This is a genomic window from Exiguobacterium sp. SH3S3 (assembly GCF_004337115.1).
Lineage (GTDB): Bacteria > Bacillota > Bacilli > Exiguobacteriales > Exiguobacteriaceae > Exiguobacterium > Exiguobacterium aurantiacum_A.
In genome coordinates this window covers 27,733-43,617 of record NZ_SJUU01000015.1, presented here as the reverse complement: position 1 = coordinate 43,617, position 15,885 = coordinate 27,733, and the positions used below count along the sequence as shown (strand labels likewise).

Below are 15,885 nucleotides of genomic sequence, written 5' to 3'. Positions count from 1 at the left end.
ACCCTCTCAAAAGAAAAAACAGGATAAGGGCAAGGAAAAAGAGCGATTGTCCCGACTTGAGTCGGTCCAATCGCCCTTTTTTCTGTTCACGCTCGGATAGAGCGGAGGTTTTTCAGTGCCCTCCGTTTAAGTGGGAGGGGATTTTTTTGTTCCTCAATTTTGAACTGGACGATTGAACCCGCTTCTGTCATTAAAACGTAGGTCGAAAGAATCAGGTTTTTCGCGTTCAAATAGTGGAACGAAAGAACGGGTTGTCCGATAATATAGGTGGGAACTATCAAAAAGGAGATAAATGGATGAAAGTTTACGTTGCGCGTCAACCGATCTTTGACCAGAAACTACGTGTCTGCGGCTACGAACTGTTGTATCGCCGCAGCGAGAAAAATATGTTCGAACACGTCGACGATGCGCTTGCGACCGCCGACGTGATCCATAACGCCTACCTCGTCTTTAATTTTCGGGAATTGACCGAAGGGACGCGGGCGTTCATCAACTTTCCACAGAACTTGATCGAAGGAGAAGTGCCTTCATTATTGCCGCGGCAATCACTCGTCATCGAAGTGCTTGAACACGTCGAACCGACCGAGAAAGTACTTGCCGCCCTGCGATCACTTCGTCGGAAAGGTTATACAATCGCATTAGATGATTTTGTCTTCGAAGAGAAATACCGCCCGTTGATCGGGCTTGCGGATATTATTAAAATCGATTATCAGGCGACACCGGTCGATCAACAGAAACGCTTGATCGATGCGCTCGGGCACCGGATTGAATTTCTTGCGGAAAAGATAGAGACGAAGCTTGAATATGATATTGCCAAAGATCTTGGCTATAAAATGTTCCAAGGTTATTTCTTCAGTCGCCCGACAGTCATTCACGGGGCGGAAGTCCATCCGCTCCGTAATACGCTCGTCGAGGTGCTGAAGGAGCTCGATAAACCAGAACCGAACTTCCGCCGCATCGCCGGGCAAATCGAACGAAGTGTCGATCTGTCCTACAAGATGCTCCGGTCGGTGAATACGGTCTATCAAAAGGGCCGCACGACGATTCAATCGATCGAACAAGCCGTTGCTCGCATCGGACTTAATGAGATGCGGCGTTGGTCGTATTTGATGTTGCTTCGGGAGATGCAGACGTCTGAATCGAAAGAGTTGATCAAGCAAAGCGTCATCCGTGGGAAGATGATGGAGTTGATTGCCGATGAGACAATTCCGGGAGTAGCTCCGTTTGATGCGTTCATCACCGGTATTTTCTCGTCACTCGACGTCATTTTGGACGAGACGATGCATTCATTGATCGCCGAGCTCCCCGTCGAACCGGTTGTCAAAGAGGCACTTCTCGGTAAGCCGAACAAGTTGCATGAACTGCTCGAATCGGTAAAAGCGTATGAGCAGTTAACTGTGCCAGTCGACGAGACGGCTCTAGATTGGTCTCGTTACTATATCGAAGCGATCCGCTGGGCGCTCGCACAGGACGGAAACAAGGAATAATGTTTGAAAATTTGGTGGGACGTTAATTACTGTAGTAAAGGCTATGCGCCGATGACGTCCTTTTTGTATGCGATTCATTTAAAGAGAGTGAGCTGATAGGATGAGACGATTCGATTGATCATCATCATGCTAAGTCTTTTTTTCTCTGTCGCAACGTGCTATGATTAAAAATGGTACAAAATTTCGAAAAAAGGGGAATTGAAGATGTTAAACACCGTTTTATCGCTCGTCATCTATGTCGTAGCGATTTACGTCGCTTGGTGGGCACTCATGCCAGTTAAATGGGAGAGTGTGCTCAACCAAGTGAGAAGTCCGCAAGCCGCTGTCTTGCGTGTCCTCGTGGCCGTCGTCTTCGGTTCTCTAATTGCCCAGTTCTTCTTGGAGTATATCCGATTAGCTCAGGCGCTCGTACCGTTACAGTCGATTTTCCAAATCATTAACAAACTGTAATCCTGTTGTAACGACTCCTATATGTATATCATGTAGGATAAACTCGTCTGACATGACGACCAATCATCAGGACAGATTATGATTTTATTTTTATTTTTTTCTGATGAGGCGTCACGTTAAAAAAAACATCGTAGTAATCGACATAACCACATCCGGAAACGGATATCGACGCATAAAATAAAAAAACAACGAAGCTGGAGGACAAAGAGAGATATGAAGGATTTGATTGTAGTCCGTGGAGGACGTAAATTGTCAGGTATTGTGCGTGTTGAAGGAGCTAAAAACGCCGTACTGAAAACATTGGTTGCCACTCTTTTAGCAGGCGAAGGAAAATCGGTACTTCAAAACGTGCCACGTCTTGCTGATGTTTACACGATTAATAAAGTACTTCGCCATCTCGGTGCAGAGGTCGCGTTCGATGAAGCAAACAACGAAGTCACTGTCGATGCCTCGGGCACAATCAAAGACGAGGCGCCGCTTGAGTACGTTCGCAAAATGCGTGCCTCAATCCTTGTCATGGGTCCTCTCCTTGCTCGTCTTGGGCATGCGCGTGTCGCAATGCCAGGTGGATGTTCGATTGGATCACGTCCGATCGACCTCCACTTAAAAGGGTTTGAAGCAATGGGCGCGAAGACAGTGATCGGCAACGGTTTCGTCGAAGCATCGGTTGAAGGTCGCTTGAAAGGTGCGAAGATTTATCTTGACTTCCCATCGGTCGGTGCGACAGAAAACATCATGATGGCGGCGGTTCTCGCTGAAGGAACGACTGTTATCGAGAACGTTGCGAAAGAACCGGAAATCGTCGACCTCGCGAACTTCTTGAACGGTATGGGCGCTCACGTCCGCGGTGCTGGAACGGAAACGATCCGCATCGAAGGCGTAGACAAGTTGCATGGTGCTGAGCATTCGATCATCCCGGACCGTATCGAAGCCGGCACGTTCCTCGTCGCTGCTGCGATCACAGCCAGCGACATTGAAGTCATCGGAGCTGAGCGCGAACACCTACGTCCACTCATCTCGAAGATGGAAGAGATGGGCGTCAAGTTCGAAGAGACGACGGAAGGTATGCGTGTCATTGGACCAGAAGTGTTGAAGCCAATCGACTTGAAGACGATGCCACACCCTGGTTTCCCGACAGATATGCAAGCGCAAATGATGGCCCTCGTCTTAAAAGCGGGCGGCACGTCAGTCATTACGGAGACTGTGTTTGAAAACCGCTTCATGCATGTCGAAGAATTCCGCCGCATGAACGCAGATATTAAGATTGAAGGTCGTTCAGCAATCATTAAAGGTGGCGTCCGCCTCCAAGGTGCCGAAGTCGTTTCGACAGACCTTCGTGCCGGGGCAGCGCTCGTCCTCGCAGGACTCATCGCCGACGAGGAGACTCGTGTCGGTGACTTATACCATATCGATCGCGGATACGTCGATTTCCACAAGAAACTTCAAGCACTCGGTGCCGACATCGAGCGAATCGAAGGAACTGTCGAAGTCGCTGAAGAAATGGTCAACAACTAATTAATAGACTCATAGGAGCGAGGAGATTCTTCTCGCTCTTTTCAATGAAGTAACGAACGGAGGAACCTACACACCATGTTTTCAAAAGATATCGGGATTGATTTAGGAACAGCAAACGTCGTCATCCACGTGAAAGGCCGAGGTATCGTTCTCGACGAGCCTTCAGTCGTGGCCATCAAGCGTTCGACAGGGAAAGTACTCGCCGTTGGTTCGGAAGCGTATCAGATGGTCGGGCGTACGCCTGGCGACATCGTTGCCATCCGTCCACTCCGTGACGGGGTCATCGCCGACTTCGCAACGACAGAAGCGATGCTTCGCCACTTTGTCGAGAAGATTCAAGTCCGTGGCTTCTTCGGTGGGATCCGGATGCTGATCTGTACACCGGCCAACGTGACACCGGTTGAGGCGAAAGCCATTCGTGAGGCCGCTGAGAAAGCTGGCGCCAAAGAAGTCTTCCTCGCCGTGGAACCGAAAGCGGCGGCTGTCGGCTCGGGCATGGACATCTGGAAACCGGTTGGACATATGATCGTCGATATCGGGGGCGGGACGACCGACGTCGCCATCCTCTCGATGGGCGACATCGTCTGCGGTGAAACGATCAAGATTGCCGGAGACCGGTTCGATACGGATATTCTCCGTGCCATCAAAGACAAGCACAAGCTCATCATCGGTGAGCGTACGGCCGAGCAGATCAAAAAAGAGATCGCGACCGTATTCCCGGGTGGACGCAACGAGACGATGGATATCCGAGGCCGAGACATGGTGCGTGGACTTCCGCGTACAGTAACGATCACGTCAGAAGAACTCCGTGAAGCGATGGCCGAGTCGGCGAACGAGATCGTCGAAGCGACGAAGCGCGTCCTCGAACAGACGCCGCCAGAACTCGCAGCTGACATCATCGACCGCGGCATCATCATGACAGGTGGCGGATCGCTCCTTCACGGCATCGACCAGCTCGTTGCTGAACGAGTCGGTTTGCCAGTCATGATCGCCGACGAGCCGACGCTTAGCGTCGCGCACGGTACGGGCATCATGCTTGAGAACTTAGATCGATTGAAATAAGAGGGAAACTCGGTACACGGTGTCTACACTTCCTAGAGAAGACGGGACGCTTGGGCCGAGTTTTTTGGTTCGTCCTTTTATTGACTAGCCTTACCTAGTTTTTTGCTCCACTAAACATCGGACGATAAAAAAACTTCTTCCCCAACCGGGAAGAAGTTTTTTTAGTGCCACTTGTAATCTTTGTCGACGAACAGGCGAGTGTTTGCTTCCGTCTGACCAGTGTTCAACCAGTCGTGGTAGTCACATGAACAAACGTCGTCTAAATGAAGCGAGTAGCCATTGTTGATCGTTTGGACCGTGATGTTCAAGTCGAAATCAGCGAGTGTCTTCTTTAAGCGATAGATGAGGTTATAGACGTTATGGAGTGCCCGTTGCGGATCATCGATATCGGGATAGAGCATCTCGGCGATGAGCCATTTATTGACGACCTTGTCGCGATGGTAAATCAAGTAGGCGAACAGTTCTTCGGTCTTTTGGGTCGGCCATTTGACGAGGTCGCCTTCGTGCGTCTTGACGGAGAAATTGTTGAAACATTGGATCGTACACGTCCGATGATGCTTGGGCTGAAGCGTCTCTGTATACCGTTTCGAGACGCGCGGGACGAGGTCGTGAATCATTTCTTCGGTGATCGGTTTGAGGAGATAGTGGGTCGCCTGTAACCCGAACGCCTCGACCGCGTATTGGCTATGTGCCGTCGTGAAAACGACTTGTGTCGTCTCAGGCAGGCGCTTGGCGAGGTCGATTCCGTTCATCTTTGGCATTTCGACGTCGAGAAAGACGAGATCGACTTCTTGCGTCGTTAAAAATTCGAGTGCTTGGACGGGGTCGTGGAACGAGCCTAGCCATTTCAAATTCGGTTCTGCTTGGATGAATCGTTCCATCATCCTCAAAATATGGGGCTCGTCTTCAATCAGGATCGTCCTCATGTGTTACTGTCATCCTCTCTCGTTTCGGAAGCCGAATGTGCACGTTCGTGCCGACCCCGTGTTCAGAATTCAATTTAAACGTGGCATCAGGAAGATAACCGATTCGGCTCTTGACGTTCGGGATACCGATACCGCTCACTTCGTGAAGCACCGTCTTCGGGTTAAAGCCGACTCCGTTATCCGCGATACGGATATCGATCATATCGCCGGCGTCTTGGACGGATAGCATGAGACGTTTGACGCCGTCTTGTTTCATCAACCCATGCTGAACCGCGTTCTCAACGAGCGGTTGGATCAAGAGTGGGGGAATGAGGGCGTCGAGAACGGTCTCGTCAATATCTTTGATGATGGTGAAGGCGCCGTCGAACCGCGTTTGCTCGATCATCAAATAAGAATCGATTACCGCGAGTTCTTGCCGGAGTGAAATATCTGTCTCTGTGCGTCCGTTCTCGAAAATGAAGCGGACGTACGTGCTCAAGTGACCAAGGAGGCGTGCGGCTTCATTCGGTGCCGTGTAGCAGAGTGCGATCACGTTCCCGAACGTGTTATACAAAAAGTGCGGTTTGATTTGAGAGTTGAAGAATGAGATCTCGCTTTGTGTGGCGAACGTCTGCACTTCCCGCTTCTGTTTTTTGTCGGTCGATAAATGAACCGGTAGCAACATGAACATGAGTAAAAAGTAGATGAGCGACAGGACGTTCGAATACAACACTTGGTTCGGATGCGTGATGAACACGTTGATGAGTTGGCCGATATAGCCGATGACCAACGCGAGCGTAAAAATTAGAAATTCAAACGGATACCCATCGTCTTTTCGTTCGAACAGCCAATGGATATTGAGTCCTGTCCAAAACAAGGCGATTACGAGTACATAAACCCAGGCAACATAATCAAACGTCGCGTGTACACTGTACGGAATGATGAGTGCGATCAAGCTGAACGCGTAAAGTGGGTAAGATGCGATGGAGAGGAAACGGCTGAACGGGACTTGCTCGAGCCGGAGTGCGAATCCGATCAGCATGGTCAGGCTAAGGAGTCCTGTGATCAAGCTGAACTTATGGGCAACGACGTAGGTCATGGCCGGGATGAATTCGAATATGATCATTTGATCACGTGTCAACAACGACAAGCCGATCAAGAAGAAGAAGGCGGCACCGTATAGATAGAGTGATTCTTTCTGGTGGAACATAAAGACGATCGCATAGAATGAAAAAATTAAAAACGAAATCAAAATAATGATAAAATCGTAGCTAAAAAATTTATTTTGGAGGGTTATGATACTGCTCGTCGGACCGATGAGCAGACTGTCTTGGATACCGGTTGTGCGTTCATCCGAACTGGTCACTTGCATCGTCAAGCGAAAATCGGGCGTGTGTGTATCGAGTAAGACGAGATAGGCATGCCGTGAATCGGGTGTCGACGAGTAGACCGGAGATACCGCTTCACCATCGATTGCGAGACGGATATGCGGGTGGTTTCTCGGGACGCGTAACGCGTACTGGCCAGGCGGGAGAGAGACGTCGACTTCGTACGTCGCCACTTGATGTGGGGTCACGTACGGGACGTTGCGATACGTCTGACGGTCGACTTGGTCGAGCAGGCTCGATTGAAAACGCCAAGTCCCGTCAAGACGTACGATTGTGTCAGTCACTTCGGAAGCGCTCAAGTCGGCAGTTCCTTGGGTGACGGTAGCTGTACTGTCAATCGACTGCCCGCGTGTGAACGTGAGCCCACCTGTCAATGCCAGGAGGAGAATCAACAGCGTCAGCCCGATATATTTAGGGGTCATTAGCATATTCCCTTCGCTATTTGTGAGTTTCTTGTGAGAAGTCATCTCTATACTGTTACTAAGTCAGGAAAAAAGCTACATTTTTTAGAAAAATAATGACTAACACTTAATTATAGTACACGTATCTGCTTTGTTTGAATAGCGAACATAATTAAATGAAATATAACTGATACGGAAAGAAGGCCATGTATGAAACACTGGATCGAACAACGGATTAGCCGGCAAGTCCTAACGGTGTTCTACGCTCTCATCGTTTTAATTTCCGTTCCCTCGCTCGGGACTTATTTTTATACGCAACAGGCGATCGATGAGACGATGGTTGAACTCGAGCGAATCAGTGAACAACGCGCGCGCGCGACCGACTTGTTCGAGACGTGGCAATCGATGCAGTATGAGATGCGCGGGCATGTCCTGCTCGGTGAGGCGTCACTGCTAGATGAAGTACGAACGGCACAAGGCCGGATCGACGAACAGACGACGTGGTTCGAACAAAGCGCCGCGAGCGCAGAAGAAGTGACGTTCGCGACTGAAGCCCGTCTCCTCTTTACAGTCTATACGTCCCGGGTCATGCCCGGGCTCGAGCGTTACGTGATTGCCAAGGCGAACGGAGAAGTCGATGAGCCGTTCCTGCAGATGGCGACCGTCGGACAGCTTCTGACGCAAAATGCGAATTCGAACCAGACACGATTCAACTTCAAGTCGACTAGCGCGGCCGATATGAGCGCGAGCATCGTCGACATGGAATCGATATTCACCGATTATCGGTCCGAACTTGACTTCCGAGAGATCGGACTGCGTGCATCGTTATCTGAACAGCTCGCCAAAGCCCAATGGAGTTGTCTCATCATCTTGCTCGGCGCCCTGTTTACGCTCTTTATCAGTCTGCAACCGTATATCGTCCGGTTGACGAACCAGCTCCAGGCACTCATCACGAACAGCGAACGGTTGGCAGTCGACCCGCACGCATTGCTCGTCCCGGTCGATCCGCTTCAAAATGAGGTGGGGCAGCTTTCGAGATCGTTCAACGCGATGTCGAGTTCGCTCATCAAGCAGCATGATGAATTGGAGCGGGAACGAGAGAAGACGGCACGAATTGTTCATACGATGCGAGACGCGATCGTATTTGTTAAGACGGACACAGGGCAAAGGTATGCCAATGCGGCGTTGTTTGATCTGTACGAACAACCAATCCCATTTAATGATCGCCAAAGTCTCTATCCGATTGAAGCGTTTTACCGACTGTTCATGGATCAAATCGACGATCAGGAAGGTCTCAACCGGTTCACAAATCGAGCGAAGCATGAAGGAATATTTGATGAGACGTTTACGTACTCGATGCAAGGGGGAAGACGTATCATACGGATGTATGCCGAACCGATCGAACTGCAGGACGAACGTGTTGGTGTTATCTTTGTGTTGCGCGACGTCACGAAAGAGATTGAGGTCGATCGGTTGAAAACTGAATTGGTCGCAACCGTATCTCACGAACTGCGGACGCCTTTGACATCCATCCTCGGCTTCACGGAGCTCCTCGAGCACCGTCACGTCGATGAACTGAAACGAAAGCGTTACCTAGGGATGATCAACAGCGAGACGAGACGGCTTGAACGGCTCGTCAGTGATCTGCTCGACGTTCAAAAGATGGAAGCGGGAAAAGTCGAGCAAGACTTTAAAGTCGAGAGTCTGTTCGAGCTCCTCTCGGACGTCCTTGAGGTTCATGCGGGGTCGACCGAGCTGCATGCGTTCCATTTCGAGTGTGACGAGGAGATTCGCGTCTCAGGGGACCTGGCCCAACTGCGCCAAGTGTTCTCGAACATCTTGAACAACGCCATCAAATATTCACCTGACGGCGGGAATATCGCCGTCAACGTATCGCGTGAAGAGGACGTCTTCCGCGTCGCCATCGAAGACGAGGGTATCGGGGTGACAGCAGAAGATGCCAAACGGTTATTTGAAAAGTTTTACCGTGTACAGAATGAACAGAGCCGTAATATTGGAGGCACCGGCCTTGGGCTCGCCATCTGTAAAGAGATCATCGAATCACACGGCGGGACGATTTCAGTCCGCTCTAAATCAGAACATGGGACGACGATCATCGTCGAACTGCCGATTGTTGAATGATTGCATAGACAAAGCCCACTTCAGTCAAACTGAAGTGGGCTTTGTCTCGTATTGACGACTAAGGAGTTTTTTATGCATTTTTTCGAAAAAGGGTGAATGATTCCTTCCTTTGGTACGATATAAAGAGTAGAAACTTTAAGGATGAAGGGAAGACGAATATGTTACGTGGACTTTATACGGCGGCGGGTGCGATGAACGCGCTTCAGCGGCAACAAGAGATATTGAGCAACAACCTTGGAAACGTTCGGACTCCGGGCTTCAAGGCATCAAATGGTGTCGTCCGGTCGTTCCCTGAACTATTGCTCGCCGAGGTGAGCCATCCTGGTAACGACCGTTCGCGTGTCCAAGGCGAGGTCGGCACGCTCTCGACCGGCGTGTATTTACAGGAAACGATGCCACGCTTCTCTGCTGGCAGCGTCACGGCGACGGATAGCCCGACCGACGTATATTTGAAAGTTCCGGCTGACTTTACAGGCGCCGCCATGTTCGCGGTCGAACAGAACGGGGAGGCGCTCTATACGACGAACGGCCGCTTCTCGGTCGACGATGAGCGGTTCCTCCGCTCGGCGGATGGTGGGTACATCTTGTCGGATACGGGTGAACGCATCCAGTTGCCGTCTAGTGACTTCGAATTGTCAGGCGACGGTCAAATCACGTCGCTCGGTCAGGACGTAGCGACGCTCGGGGCGGTTCAAATCGATGATTTGGCCACGCTCGAACAAGTCGGGAACGACTATCGCGTCAACGGGGGAGCAAATCCCGCTGTGAACGTCCAGTTCCAACAAGGCTATATCGAAGAAGCAAACGTTGACCTCGACCGGACGATGGCTGACCTCATGGTGACGTACCGTCAGTTCGAGGCAAACCAAAAAGTCGTCCAGGCGTATGACAAGAGTGCCGAGCGGGCCATCGAAATCGCTCGGATTCGATAAGGAGGAAACCCATGCAGTCCATTTATAACTCGGTCTCGTCACTAGCCCAGCTTCAACGCCAGCTCGATGTGACCGGCCACAACATCGCGAACGTCGACACGGTCGGCTTTAAACGCCAGCAAGGTCACTTCGCCTCGCTCCTTTCGCAAGCGTATGACAATCAACCTCGGGCCGAACTTGAAGTCGGCCGCGATACACCGAACGGGATCCGCATCGGTGTCGGCGGTCACGTCGGGGACATCTCCCAACAGTTCAACATCGGCCAAATCAAGAAGACGGACCGAGGTCTTGACGTCTTCTTGCAGGCGAGCCGCCAGTTTTTCGTCGTCGAGACGGAAGACGGGATCGGTGTGACCCGGAGCGGCAACATGCAGCTCTCGGTCGGCAATGACGGGACGACACTTTCTGACGTGAACGGCAACGCACTTCTCGGTGCAGATGGCAACCGTATCGTCACGCCGAACGAAGCGACGAATCATCGCGTCCGCCAAGACGGTGTCGTCGTCGCCAGCGTGAACGGTGTCGAAGAAGAGTTCGGACGCCTCGACATCGTCGAGGTGCGCAACACGTCAGAACTTCGTCCGCTTGGGAACAACATCTATTCGGCTGACCTCGATATCGAAGTCGACCGTCCAGTCGGGAATCTCTTATTAGAAGGGACGCTCGAATCATCGAACGTCGACTTGATGAAAGAGATGACCGATATGACGATCACCCAGCGTGCCTACCAGATGAACTCCCGGGCGCTGTCGATGAGCGACCAGATGATGGGGCTCGTGACGTCACTTCGCCCATAACATTGACCGCTTCTCTTCGGAGGAGCGGTTTTTATTTTATAATGAGGTGAAGGAGGGAACGGTATGAGAATTGTTGTGGCGATGGATTCATTCAAAGGCTCGCTGACGAGTCAGGAAGCAAATCGGGCGGTACGACGGGCGCTTGCGGGACATGACGTCGTAGAGATTCCTGTGTCGGACGGGGGCGAAGGGTTTCTCGACGCCTGGCTGGCGACACATCCGGAAGCGAATGCGGTCGAACAGGAAGTGACCGCGCTCGACGGACAAGTCCGTCAGGCGCGCTACGGATGGCATGAAGCAACACGAGAAGCGGTCGTCGAAGTGGCGGAAGCGTCCGGACTGACGCTCGTTGACCAGCTTGATCCGTGGCGGTACAGTTCTTACGGTACGGGGATGCAACTCAGACAAGCGATCGAACGCGGAGCGAGACGCATCACGATCGGTCTCGGCGGCAGTGCGACCGTCGATGGTGGCAAGGGCGTGCTCGAAGCGCTAGGCGTCCGTTTCCTCGATGCGTCCGGACGAGTGCTCGGACCGTTCCCGCACGGACTCGAGCGCGTGAAGCGCGTCGACTGGTCCGGTCTGATGCCGGAGGCGAAGCACGTCACGTGGCGAATCGCCTCGGACGTGACGAACCCGCTCCTCGGACATGCGGGCGCGGCGGCCGTGTTCGGTCCACAAAAAGGTCTGGCACCAAGTGACGTCGCCCGCTATGACGACTTGATGAGCGCTTACGCTGCTTGTTTCGATCGCGCCGATACGGCGGTCGCCGGGGCGGGAGCTGCTGGTGGCATCGGTTTTGCAATGTACCAACTCGGGGCGACGTACGTGAATGGCATCGAGGAAGTGATGCGTTGGTCATCGTTTGACGAGCAGCTGCATGGGGCCGATTGGCTAATCACGGGGGAAGGCAAGTTCGATGAACAGACACTGCACGGGAAAGCGCCATACGGTCTGGCCCGCCTCGCACGAACACATCACGTACCGACGCTCATCTTCACCGGCCAGACCGACATGACGGCACTCCCGGAAGTCGGGATTGAAGCCATTTTCCCGATCATTTCCCGGGTCATGCCGCTTGAGACGGCGATGATGGAAGCGGCAACGCTCTTGACGAATGCGGTCAGCCGGGCGTTTCGACTAATTGAAAAAACGTCTAAACCGTGACGGTTTAGACGAATGACTCATAGCGGACGGTTTTTAAGCAGATCGCGAATCTCGGAGAGCAACTGTTCTTCGCGCGACAACTCTGGCTCTGGCGTCTCTTCGACCGCTTTCTCGCGCTTCAGGCGATTGATCACTTTGACCATCATGAACAAGGCGAAAGCGATGAGGAAGAACTTGACGATCTCTTGCAGAAAGTTGCCGTATGTGACGCTGACGCCGAGCACGGTGACTGCGAGCGTCGAGAAATCGATGCCGCCGATCAAGATGCCGAGGAACGGCATGAAGATATCGTTGACGAGCGACGTAACGATCGCCGTGAAGGCGGCCCCGAGGATGAAGGCGACAGCGAGGTCGATCACATTACCTTTGATCGCAAAGTCTTTGAACTCTTTCCACATGAAATGAATCCTCCTTTTACAATGAATACCCTCACGTTAGCATATTCTTTGAGGCAAGCCGTATCTTTTTTCGCACAGATGCTCGACTGCCAGAGGACGGGGCGCTTGTTCGACATTTCTAGATACGTTACACTTATAAAGAACTTATGAAACAATTTTAATACCTGGTACTAATATGTTATAATCAGATCAGCTGAAAGGATGAATGGACGTGACGAACGAAGAACAGAAGGGCTCGGAAGAAAAAGAGCCTAAAGAGCGGACGGAGCGAAAGCGCTTGTCGAACAACCGCCGTTTCCCGATCTTGTTACGCATCATCGTTGTCTTGATCTTGGCCGCCGCGATGCTCGCGATCGGTGCCATTATCGGGTACAGCGTGATTGGCGGAGGCGAGTGGAGAGACGTGTTCAACATCGACACGTGGCGCCATATCACCGATTTCTGGCTAACATCATAAGGGTGGTGGAACCATGTACACGATTGAACAGATTAAAGAAGTGATCCCGCATCGGTACCCGTTCTTGCTCATCGACCGGATTCTCGAGGTCGAAGAAGGCGAACGGGCCGTCGGTTTAAAAAATGTGACGGCGAACGAAGAATTCTTCAACGGACATTTCCCAGACTATAACGTCATGCCGGGCGTTTTGATCATCGAAGCACTCGCCCAAGTCGGTGCGTTCGCGATGCTCAAACAAGAGTCGAACCGAGGTAAGCTCGCGTTCTTCGCCGGCATCGACAACTGTCGCTTCAAACGTCAAGTCGTCCCGGGCGACCAGTTGCGCCTCGAGGTCGAGATCTTGAAGGTGCGTGGTCCGATCGGTAAAGGACGTGCCGTAGCGACGGTCGACGGAGAAGTGGCGTGTGTTGCAGAACTGACTTTCGCCCTGAAGTGAGGGGAAACGAGATGCGTGTATTAGTGATTGCCTTGATGCTTGGATTAGCGACGATCGTCGGATGCCAACAGATGCAGACAGAAGAAGCGACAGAAGAGAACGTCGTCTTCGAACAGACGGCGGGCGATGCGATGATCGACAAGCGGGCCGGACAGTCTGAGTCGATCGCCGTGTCGCTCGAGCGGACGAACAGCTCGACGATGCTGTTCACGATCCGGGTGCTCGAAGACCGTCGGCTCGACCCGACGACGGTGATCAGCTACGAAGTCGATGGCACGCGCGTACCGATCCCATTCGGTGAACTCGTCGCCGAGCGGGAAGGTGACGTGCGGACGTACGTCTATCAAGCCGACATGAACCCAGAATTGTTCGTGCCGACGACACTCCCATTGTTCCACATCGGAGAAGAAGGTGAGGCGGAAGTCTCGATGCCGCTCGAAGCCGTTAATTCGACAAATGAATAAAAAAACGGATGATTTTGTCGAAAATCATCCGTTTTTTGTTTACTCTTTTTAGATTTCCTCCGATATAGAACATAAGGAACTAGGAGGGGAATTTATGAAACGAAATAAACCACAGTCACTGCAAAACCGTATCCTTGCGGCGATGCTCGCATTCGTCGCACTGCTCATCGTTACGTTCGGGGTCATCCAGTACGTCAGCACGAAACATACGGTGCTCAGCTCGATGCAGGCCGTCTTGCTAGAAGACGCTGCCCGAATCAGCGAGGCGATGGACGCGGACGCGTATGCGGCGTTTTTACAAAATCCGGAGAAGAATGAGCGATTCGAGCAGTTTCGGGAACAGCTCGATACGTATCGTACACAAATCGGGGCGATGTACGTCTACACGCTCGCATTAGACGGTGAGGAGCTACAAATCATTGTAGATGGAATGAGTGCTACGGACGCGGTCGAGATTGGGACACCGGTGACTGCAACTTCATTCGAAGACGCGCAACCGGCGTTTGAAGGCGGAACCGGCACGACGCCGATCGTCGAAGACCCGGAGTTTGGGACCTATATGACGGTGCTCGTCCCGATCAAGCAAGGGGATGAAGTCATCGGTGTCATGGGCATCGACAAAAGCGCAGACGATGTCAAAGCGGTGACGACTGGCGTATTACGCGAAAGTCTGCTTCCGGTACTCATCGGCCTCGTCATCTTGCTCGGTCTCGCCTCGGTCATCATTTGGCGTTACCTCGGTTGGAAATTGCGGCCGCTCCGTGACCTTGAACGCGTCGCAACGCATATCGCCGGTGGCGACTTGGCGACGGCGTCGGTTGAGATGGACAAGATTCAACTGCGCGCGAATGATGAGATCAAGCGTCTGACTGCGTCGATGGACCAAATGACGAAGATGTTGAAAGGGTTGATCTCAAACCTACAGACGTCAGCACAGACGGTCCGTGACGAGAGCGGTAACGTCGCGAGCATCTCGGAAGAAGTGAACGACGCGTCGCGACAGATTGCGTTCACAATGGAAGAAATCGCCGGCGGGGTCGAGAATCAGAGCGTGCTCACGATGAAGCTGTATGGACACATGAACGAGTTCTCGGGACTCGTCGAACAGACGGCGACGGACGGGCACGGCGTGAGCACTCAAGCGGAAGTCGTCAGTCGGGCGACAGCAGAAGGGCTGCAGCTCATGGAAGACGCGGTCGGGAAGATGACGAACATCCACGCGCAAGTGAATGAGTCGCAAGGCCAAGTGAAAGACTTTGAGCAACAGGCGGACGAAGTGACCGCGCTCGTCACGATCATCCGACAGATCTCGCAACAGACGAATTTGCTCGCCTTGAACGCGGCCATCGAGGCGGCCCGTGCCGGGGAACACGGGAAAGGGTTCGCCGTCGTCGCCTCCGAGATTCGGGGTCTGTCGAACAGCGTCGCCCAGTCGGTCAGTGAGATCTCAGAGATCGTCGGCAGCGTCAAACGAAACTCGATTGCGCTCGGCGAGACGTTCACCGACAGTATGCACGCCGCCGAAGACGGCAGACGGACGCTCGAAGCGACGAAGCAGGCGTTCAACGAGATCGAGGCGAGTGTCCGTGAGATGCAACGGTTGACCGGGTCGATGCAAGGACAGCTCGGTCGCGTCAAGACGAACCAAGAAGACATCAAGCGCGGTCTTTCAGACATTGCGTCGATCTCCGAAGAGAGCACGGCCGGTAACGAGGAAGTGGCCGCCTCGACCGAACAGATGTCGGCGACGAGCGAGACGATGAACCGTCTCGTCAAAGACTTGTCGCTCACTGCGGAAGACATGCAACAGATGAGCCGTCAGTTCAAGCTATGAACAGCTTCAAGTCAGACATCCCTCCTGTGCGTCCGCTATAATGGGCGCAA

General features: G+C 52.5%; 15 protein-coding genes. 12 read left to right on the top strand and 3 right to left on the bottom strand.

All coding sequences use genetic code 11. The features are described from left to right. Window positions 1-296 precede the first annotated feature (296 nt). From EVJ28_RS12710 to mreB, 4 genes are all read left to right on the top strand, one after another. On the top strand, window positions 297-1,487 hold the full coding sequence (locus EVJ28_RS12710) for an EAL and HDOD domain-containing protein (protein WP_236634161.1): 1,191 nt from the start codon (window positions 297-299) through the stop codon (window positions 1,485-1,487). Window positions 1,488-1,691: 204 nt separating this feature from the next. Continuing rightward, entirely contained in the window at window positions 1,692-1,937 is a 246-nt protein-coding gene (locus EVJ28_RS12705) for a DUF1146 family protein (RefSeq protein WP_131459001.1), read from the top strand. 213 nt (window positions 1,938-2,150) lie between these two features. Next, window positions 2,151-3,452, top strand: coding sequence for a UDP-N-acetylglucosamine 1-carboxyvinyltransferase (murA, locus tag EVJ28_RS12700; RefSeq protein ID WP_131459002.1), 1,302 nt, complete (start codon window positions 2,151-2,153; stop codon window positions 3,450-3,452). Window positions 3,453-3,527: 75 nt separating this feature from the next. Then, window positions 3,528-4,514: a rod shape-determining protein gene (gene mreB, locus EVJ28_RS12695; RefSeq protein WP_131459003.1), complete on the top strand. Its 987-nt coding sequence runs from the start codon at window positions 3,528-3,530 to the stop codon at window positions 4,512-4,514. Between the two features lie 161 nt (window positions 4,515-4,675). Here mreB and EVJ28_RS12690 read toward each other — a convergent pair whose 3' ends face one another. Together EVJ28_RS12690 and EVJ28_RS12685 are read right to left on the bottom strand one after the other, a co-directional pair. Continuing rightward, window positions 4,676-5,440: a response regulator gene (locus EVJ28_RS12690; protein ID WP_131468932.1), complete on the bottom strand. Its 765-nt coding sequence runs from the start codon at window positions 5,438-5,440 to the stop codon at window positions 4,676-4,678. Next, on the bottom strand, window positions 5,421-7,229 hold the full coding sequence (locus EVJ28_RS12685; protein ID WP_131489176.1) for a sensor histidine kinase: 1,809 nt from the start codon (window positions 7,227-7,229) through the stop codon (window positions 5,421-5,423). The genes EVJ28_RS12690 and EVJ28_RS12685 overlap by 20 nt, the downstream gene beginning before the upstream one ends. A gap of 189 nt (window positions 7,230-7,418) precedes the next feature. Here EVJ28_RS12685 and EVJ28_RS12680 point away from each other — a divergent pair, with 189 nt between their 5' ends. The 4 genes from EVJ28_RS12680 to EVJ28_RS12665 all read left to right on the top strand — a co-directional run bounded on the left by EVJ28_RS12680 (window position 7,419) and on the right by EVJ28_RS12665 (window position 12,246). Then, window positions 7,419-9,350, top strand: coding sequence for a sensor histidine kinase (locus EVJ28_RS12680; protein WP_131459006.1), 1,932 nt, complete (start codon window positions 7,419-7,421; stop codon window positions 9,348-9,350). 158 nt (window positions 9,351-9,508) lie between these two features. Continuing rightward, window positions 9,509-10,282, top strand: coding sequence for a flagellar hook-basal body protein (locus EVJ28_RS12675; protein WP_236634160.1), 774 nt, complete (start codon window positions 9,509-9,511; stop codon window positions 10,280-10,282). Window positions 10,283-10,293: 11 nt separating this feature from the next. Beyond that, window positions 10,294-11,079 carry a flagellar hook-basal body protein gene (locus EVJ28_RS12670; protein ID WP_131459008.1) on the top strand — a complete coding sequence of 262 codons (786 nt, stop codon included), beginning with the start codon at window positions 10,294-10,296 and terminating at the stop codon, window positions 11,077-11,079. Window positions 11,080-11,142: 63 nt separating this feature from the next. Further along, complete coding sequence (locus tag EVJ28_RS12665; RefSeq protein ID WP_236634159.1) at window positions 11,143-12,246, top strand: glycerate kinase family protein; 1,104 nt, start codon at window positions 11,143-11,145, stop codon at window positions 12,244-12,246. A gap of 17 nt (window positions 12,247-12,263) precedes the next feature. Here the strand turns inward: EVJ28_RS12665 and mscL are convergent, their stop codons facing one another. Next, entirely contained in the window at window positions 12,264-12,644 is a 381-nt protein-coding gene (gene mscL, locus EVJ28_RS12660) for a large-conductance mechanosensitive channel protein MscL (RefSeq protein WP_131468938.1), read from the bottom strand. A gap of 205 nt (window positions 12,645-12,849) precedes the next feature. On the opposite strand from mscL, the gene EVJ28_RS12655 reads away from it, so the two are divergent. From EVJ28_RS12655 to EVJ28_RS12640, 4 genes are all read left to right on the top strand, one after another. Next, window positions 12,850-13,101 (top strand): DNA-directed RNA polymerase subunit beta, encoded by a 252-nt coding sequence (locus EVJ28_RS12655; protein ID WP_070328163.1) that lies wholly within the window; start codon window positions 12,850-12,852, stop codon window positions 13,099-13,101. A gap of 13 nt (window positions 13,102-13,114) precedes the next feature. Continuing rightward, window positions 13,115-13,537: a 3-hydroxyacyl-ACP dehydratase FabZ gene (gene fabZ, locus EVJ28_RS12650; RefSeq protein ID WP_131459009.1), complete on the top strand. Its 423-nt coding sequence runs from the start codon at window positions 13,115-13,117 to the stop codon at window positions 13,535-13,537. An 11-nt stretch (window positions 13,538-13,548) separates the two neighbouring features. Further along, window positions 13,549-14,001 (top strand): hypothetical protein, encoded by a 453-nt coding sequence (locus EVJ28_RS12645; protein ID WP_131468940.1) that lies wholly within the window; start codon window positions 13,549-13,551, stop codon window positions 13,999-14,001. Window positions 14,002-14,095: 94 nt separating this feature from the next. Further along, the gene (locus EVJ28_RS12640; RefSeq protein ID WP_131489174.1) at window positions 14,096-15,835 is read left to right on the top strand and encodes a methyl-accepting chemotaxis protein; all 1,740 of its coding nucleotides are present in this window, start codon (window positions 14,096-14,098) and stop codon (window positions 15,833-15,835) included. Window positions 15,836-15,885 lie beyond the last annotated feature (50 nt).

What these genes read in the sequence shown, in the direction of transcription:
- EVJ28_RS12685 (WP_131489176.1), bottom strand. Translation starts at nt 7,229, where the DNA reads ATGACCCCTAAATATATCGGGCTGACGCTGTTGATTCTCCTCCTGGCA.
- EVJ28_RS12640 (WP_131489174.1), top strand. Translation starts at nt 14,096, where the DNA reads ATGAAACGAAATAAACCACAGTCACTGCAAAACCGTATCCTTGCGGCG.
- mreB (WP_131459003.1), top strand. Translation starts at nt 3,528, where the DNA reads ATGTTTTCAAAAGATATCGGGATTGATTTAGGAACAGCAAACGTCGTC.
- murA (WP_131459002.1), top strand. Translation starts at nt 2,151, where the DNA reads ATGAAGGATTTGATTGTAGTCCGTGGAGGACGTAAATTGTCAGGTATT.
- EVJ28_RS12645 (WP_131468940.1), top strand. Translation starts at nt 13,549, where the DNA reads ATGCGTGTATTAGTGATTGCCTTGATGCTTGGATTAGCGACGATCGTC.
- EVJ28_RS12670 (WP_131459008.1), top strand. Translation starts at nt 10,294, where the DNA reads ATGCAGTCCATTTATAACTCGGTCTCGTCACTAGCCCAGCTTCAACGC.
- EVJ28_RS12655 (WP_070328163.1), top strand. Translation starts at nt 12,850, where the DNA reads ATGGACGTGACGAACGAAGAACAGAAGGGCTCGGAAGAAAAAGAGCCT.
- EVJ28_RS12675 (WP_236634160.1), top strand. Translation starts at nt 9,509, where the DNA reads ATGTTACGTGGACTTTATACGGCGGCGGGTGCGATGAACGCGCTTCAG.
- mscL (WP_131468938.1), bottom strand. Translation starts at nt 12,644, where the DNA reads ATGTGGAAAGAGTTCAAAGACTTTGCGATCAAAGGTAATGTGATCGAC.
- fabZ (WP_131459009.1), top strand. Translation starts at nt 13,115, where the DNA reads ATGTACACGATTGAACAGATTAAAGAAGTGATCCCGCATCGGTACCCG.
- EVJ28_RS12690 (WP_131468932.1), bottom strand. Translation starts at nt 5,440, where the DNA reads ATGAGGACGATCCTGATTGAAGACGAGCCCCATATTTTGAGGATGATG.
- EVJ28_RS12665 (WP_236634159.1), top strand. Translation starts at nt 11,143, where the DNA reads ATGAGAATTGTTGTGGCGATGGATTCATTCAAAGGCTCGCTGACGAGT.
- EVJ28_RS12710 (WP_236634161.1), top strand. Translation starts at nt 297, where the DNA reads ATGAAAGTTTACGTTGCGCGTCAACCGATCTTTGACCAGAAACTACGT.
- EVJ28_RS12680 (WP_131459006.1), top strand. Translation starts at nt 7,419, where the DNA reads ATGAAACACTGGATCGAACAACGGATTAGCCGGCAAGTCCTAACGGTG.
- EVJ28_RS12705 (WP_131459001.1), top strand. Translation starts at nt 1,692, where the DNA reads ATGTTAAACACCGTTTTATCGCTCGTCATCTATGTCGTAGCGATTTAC.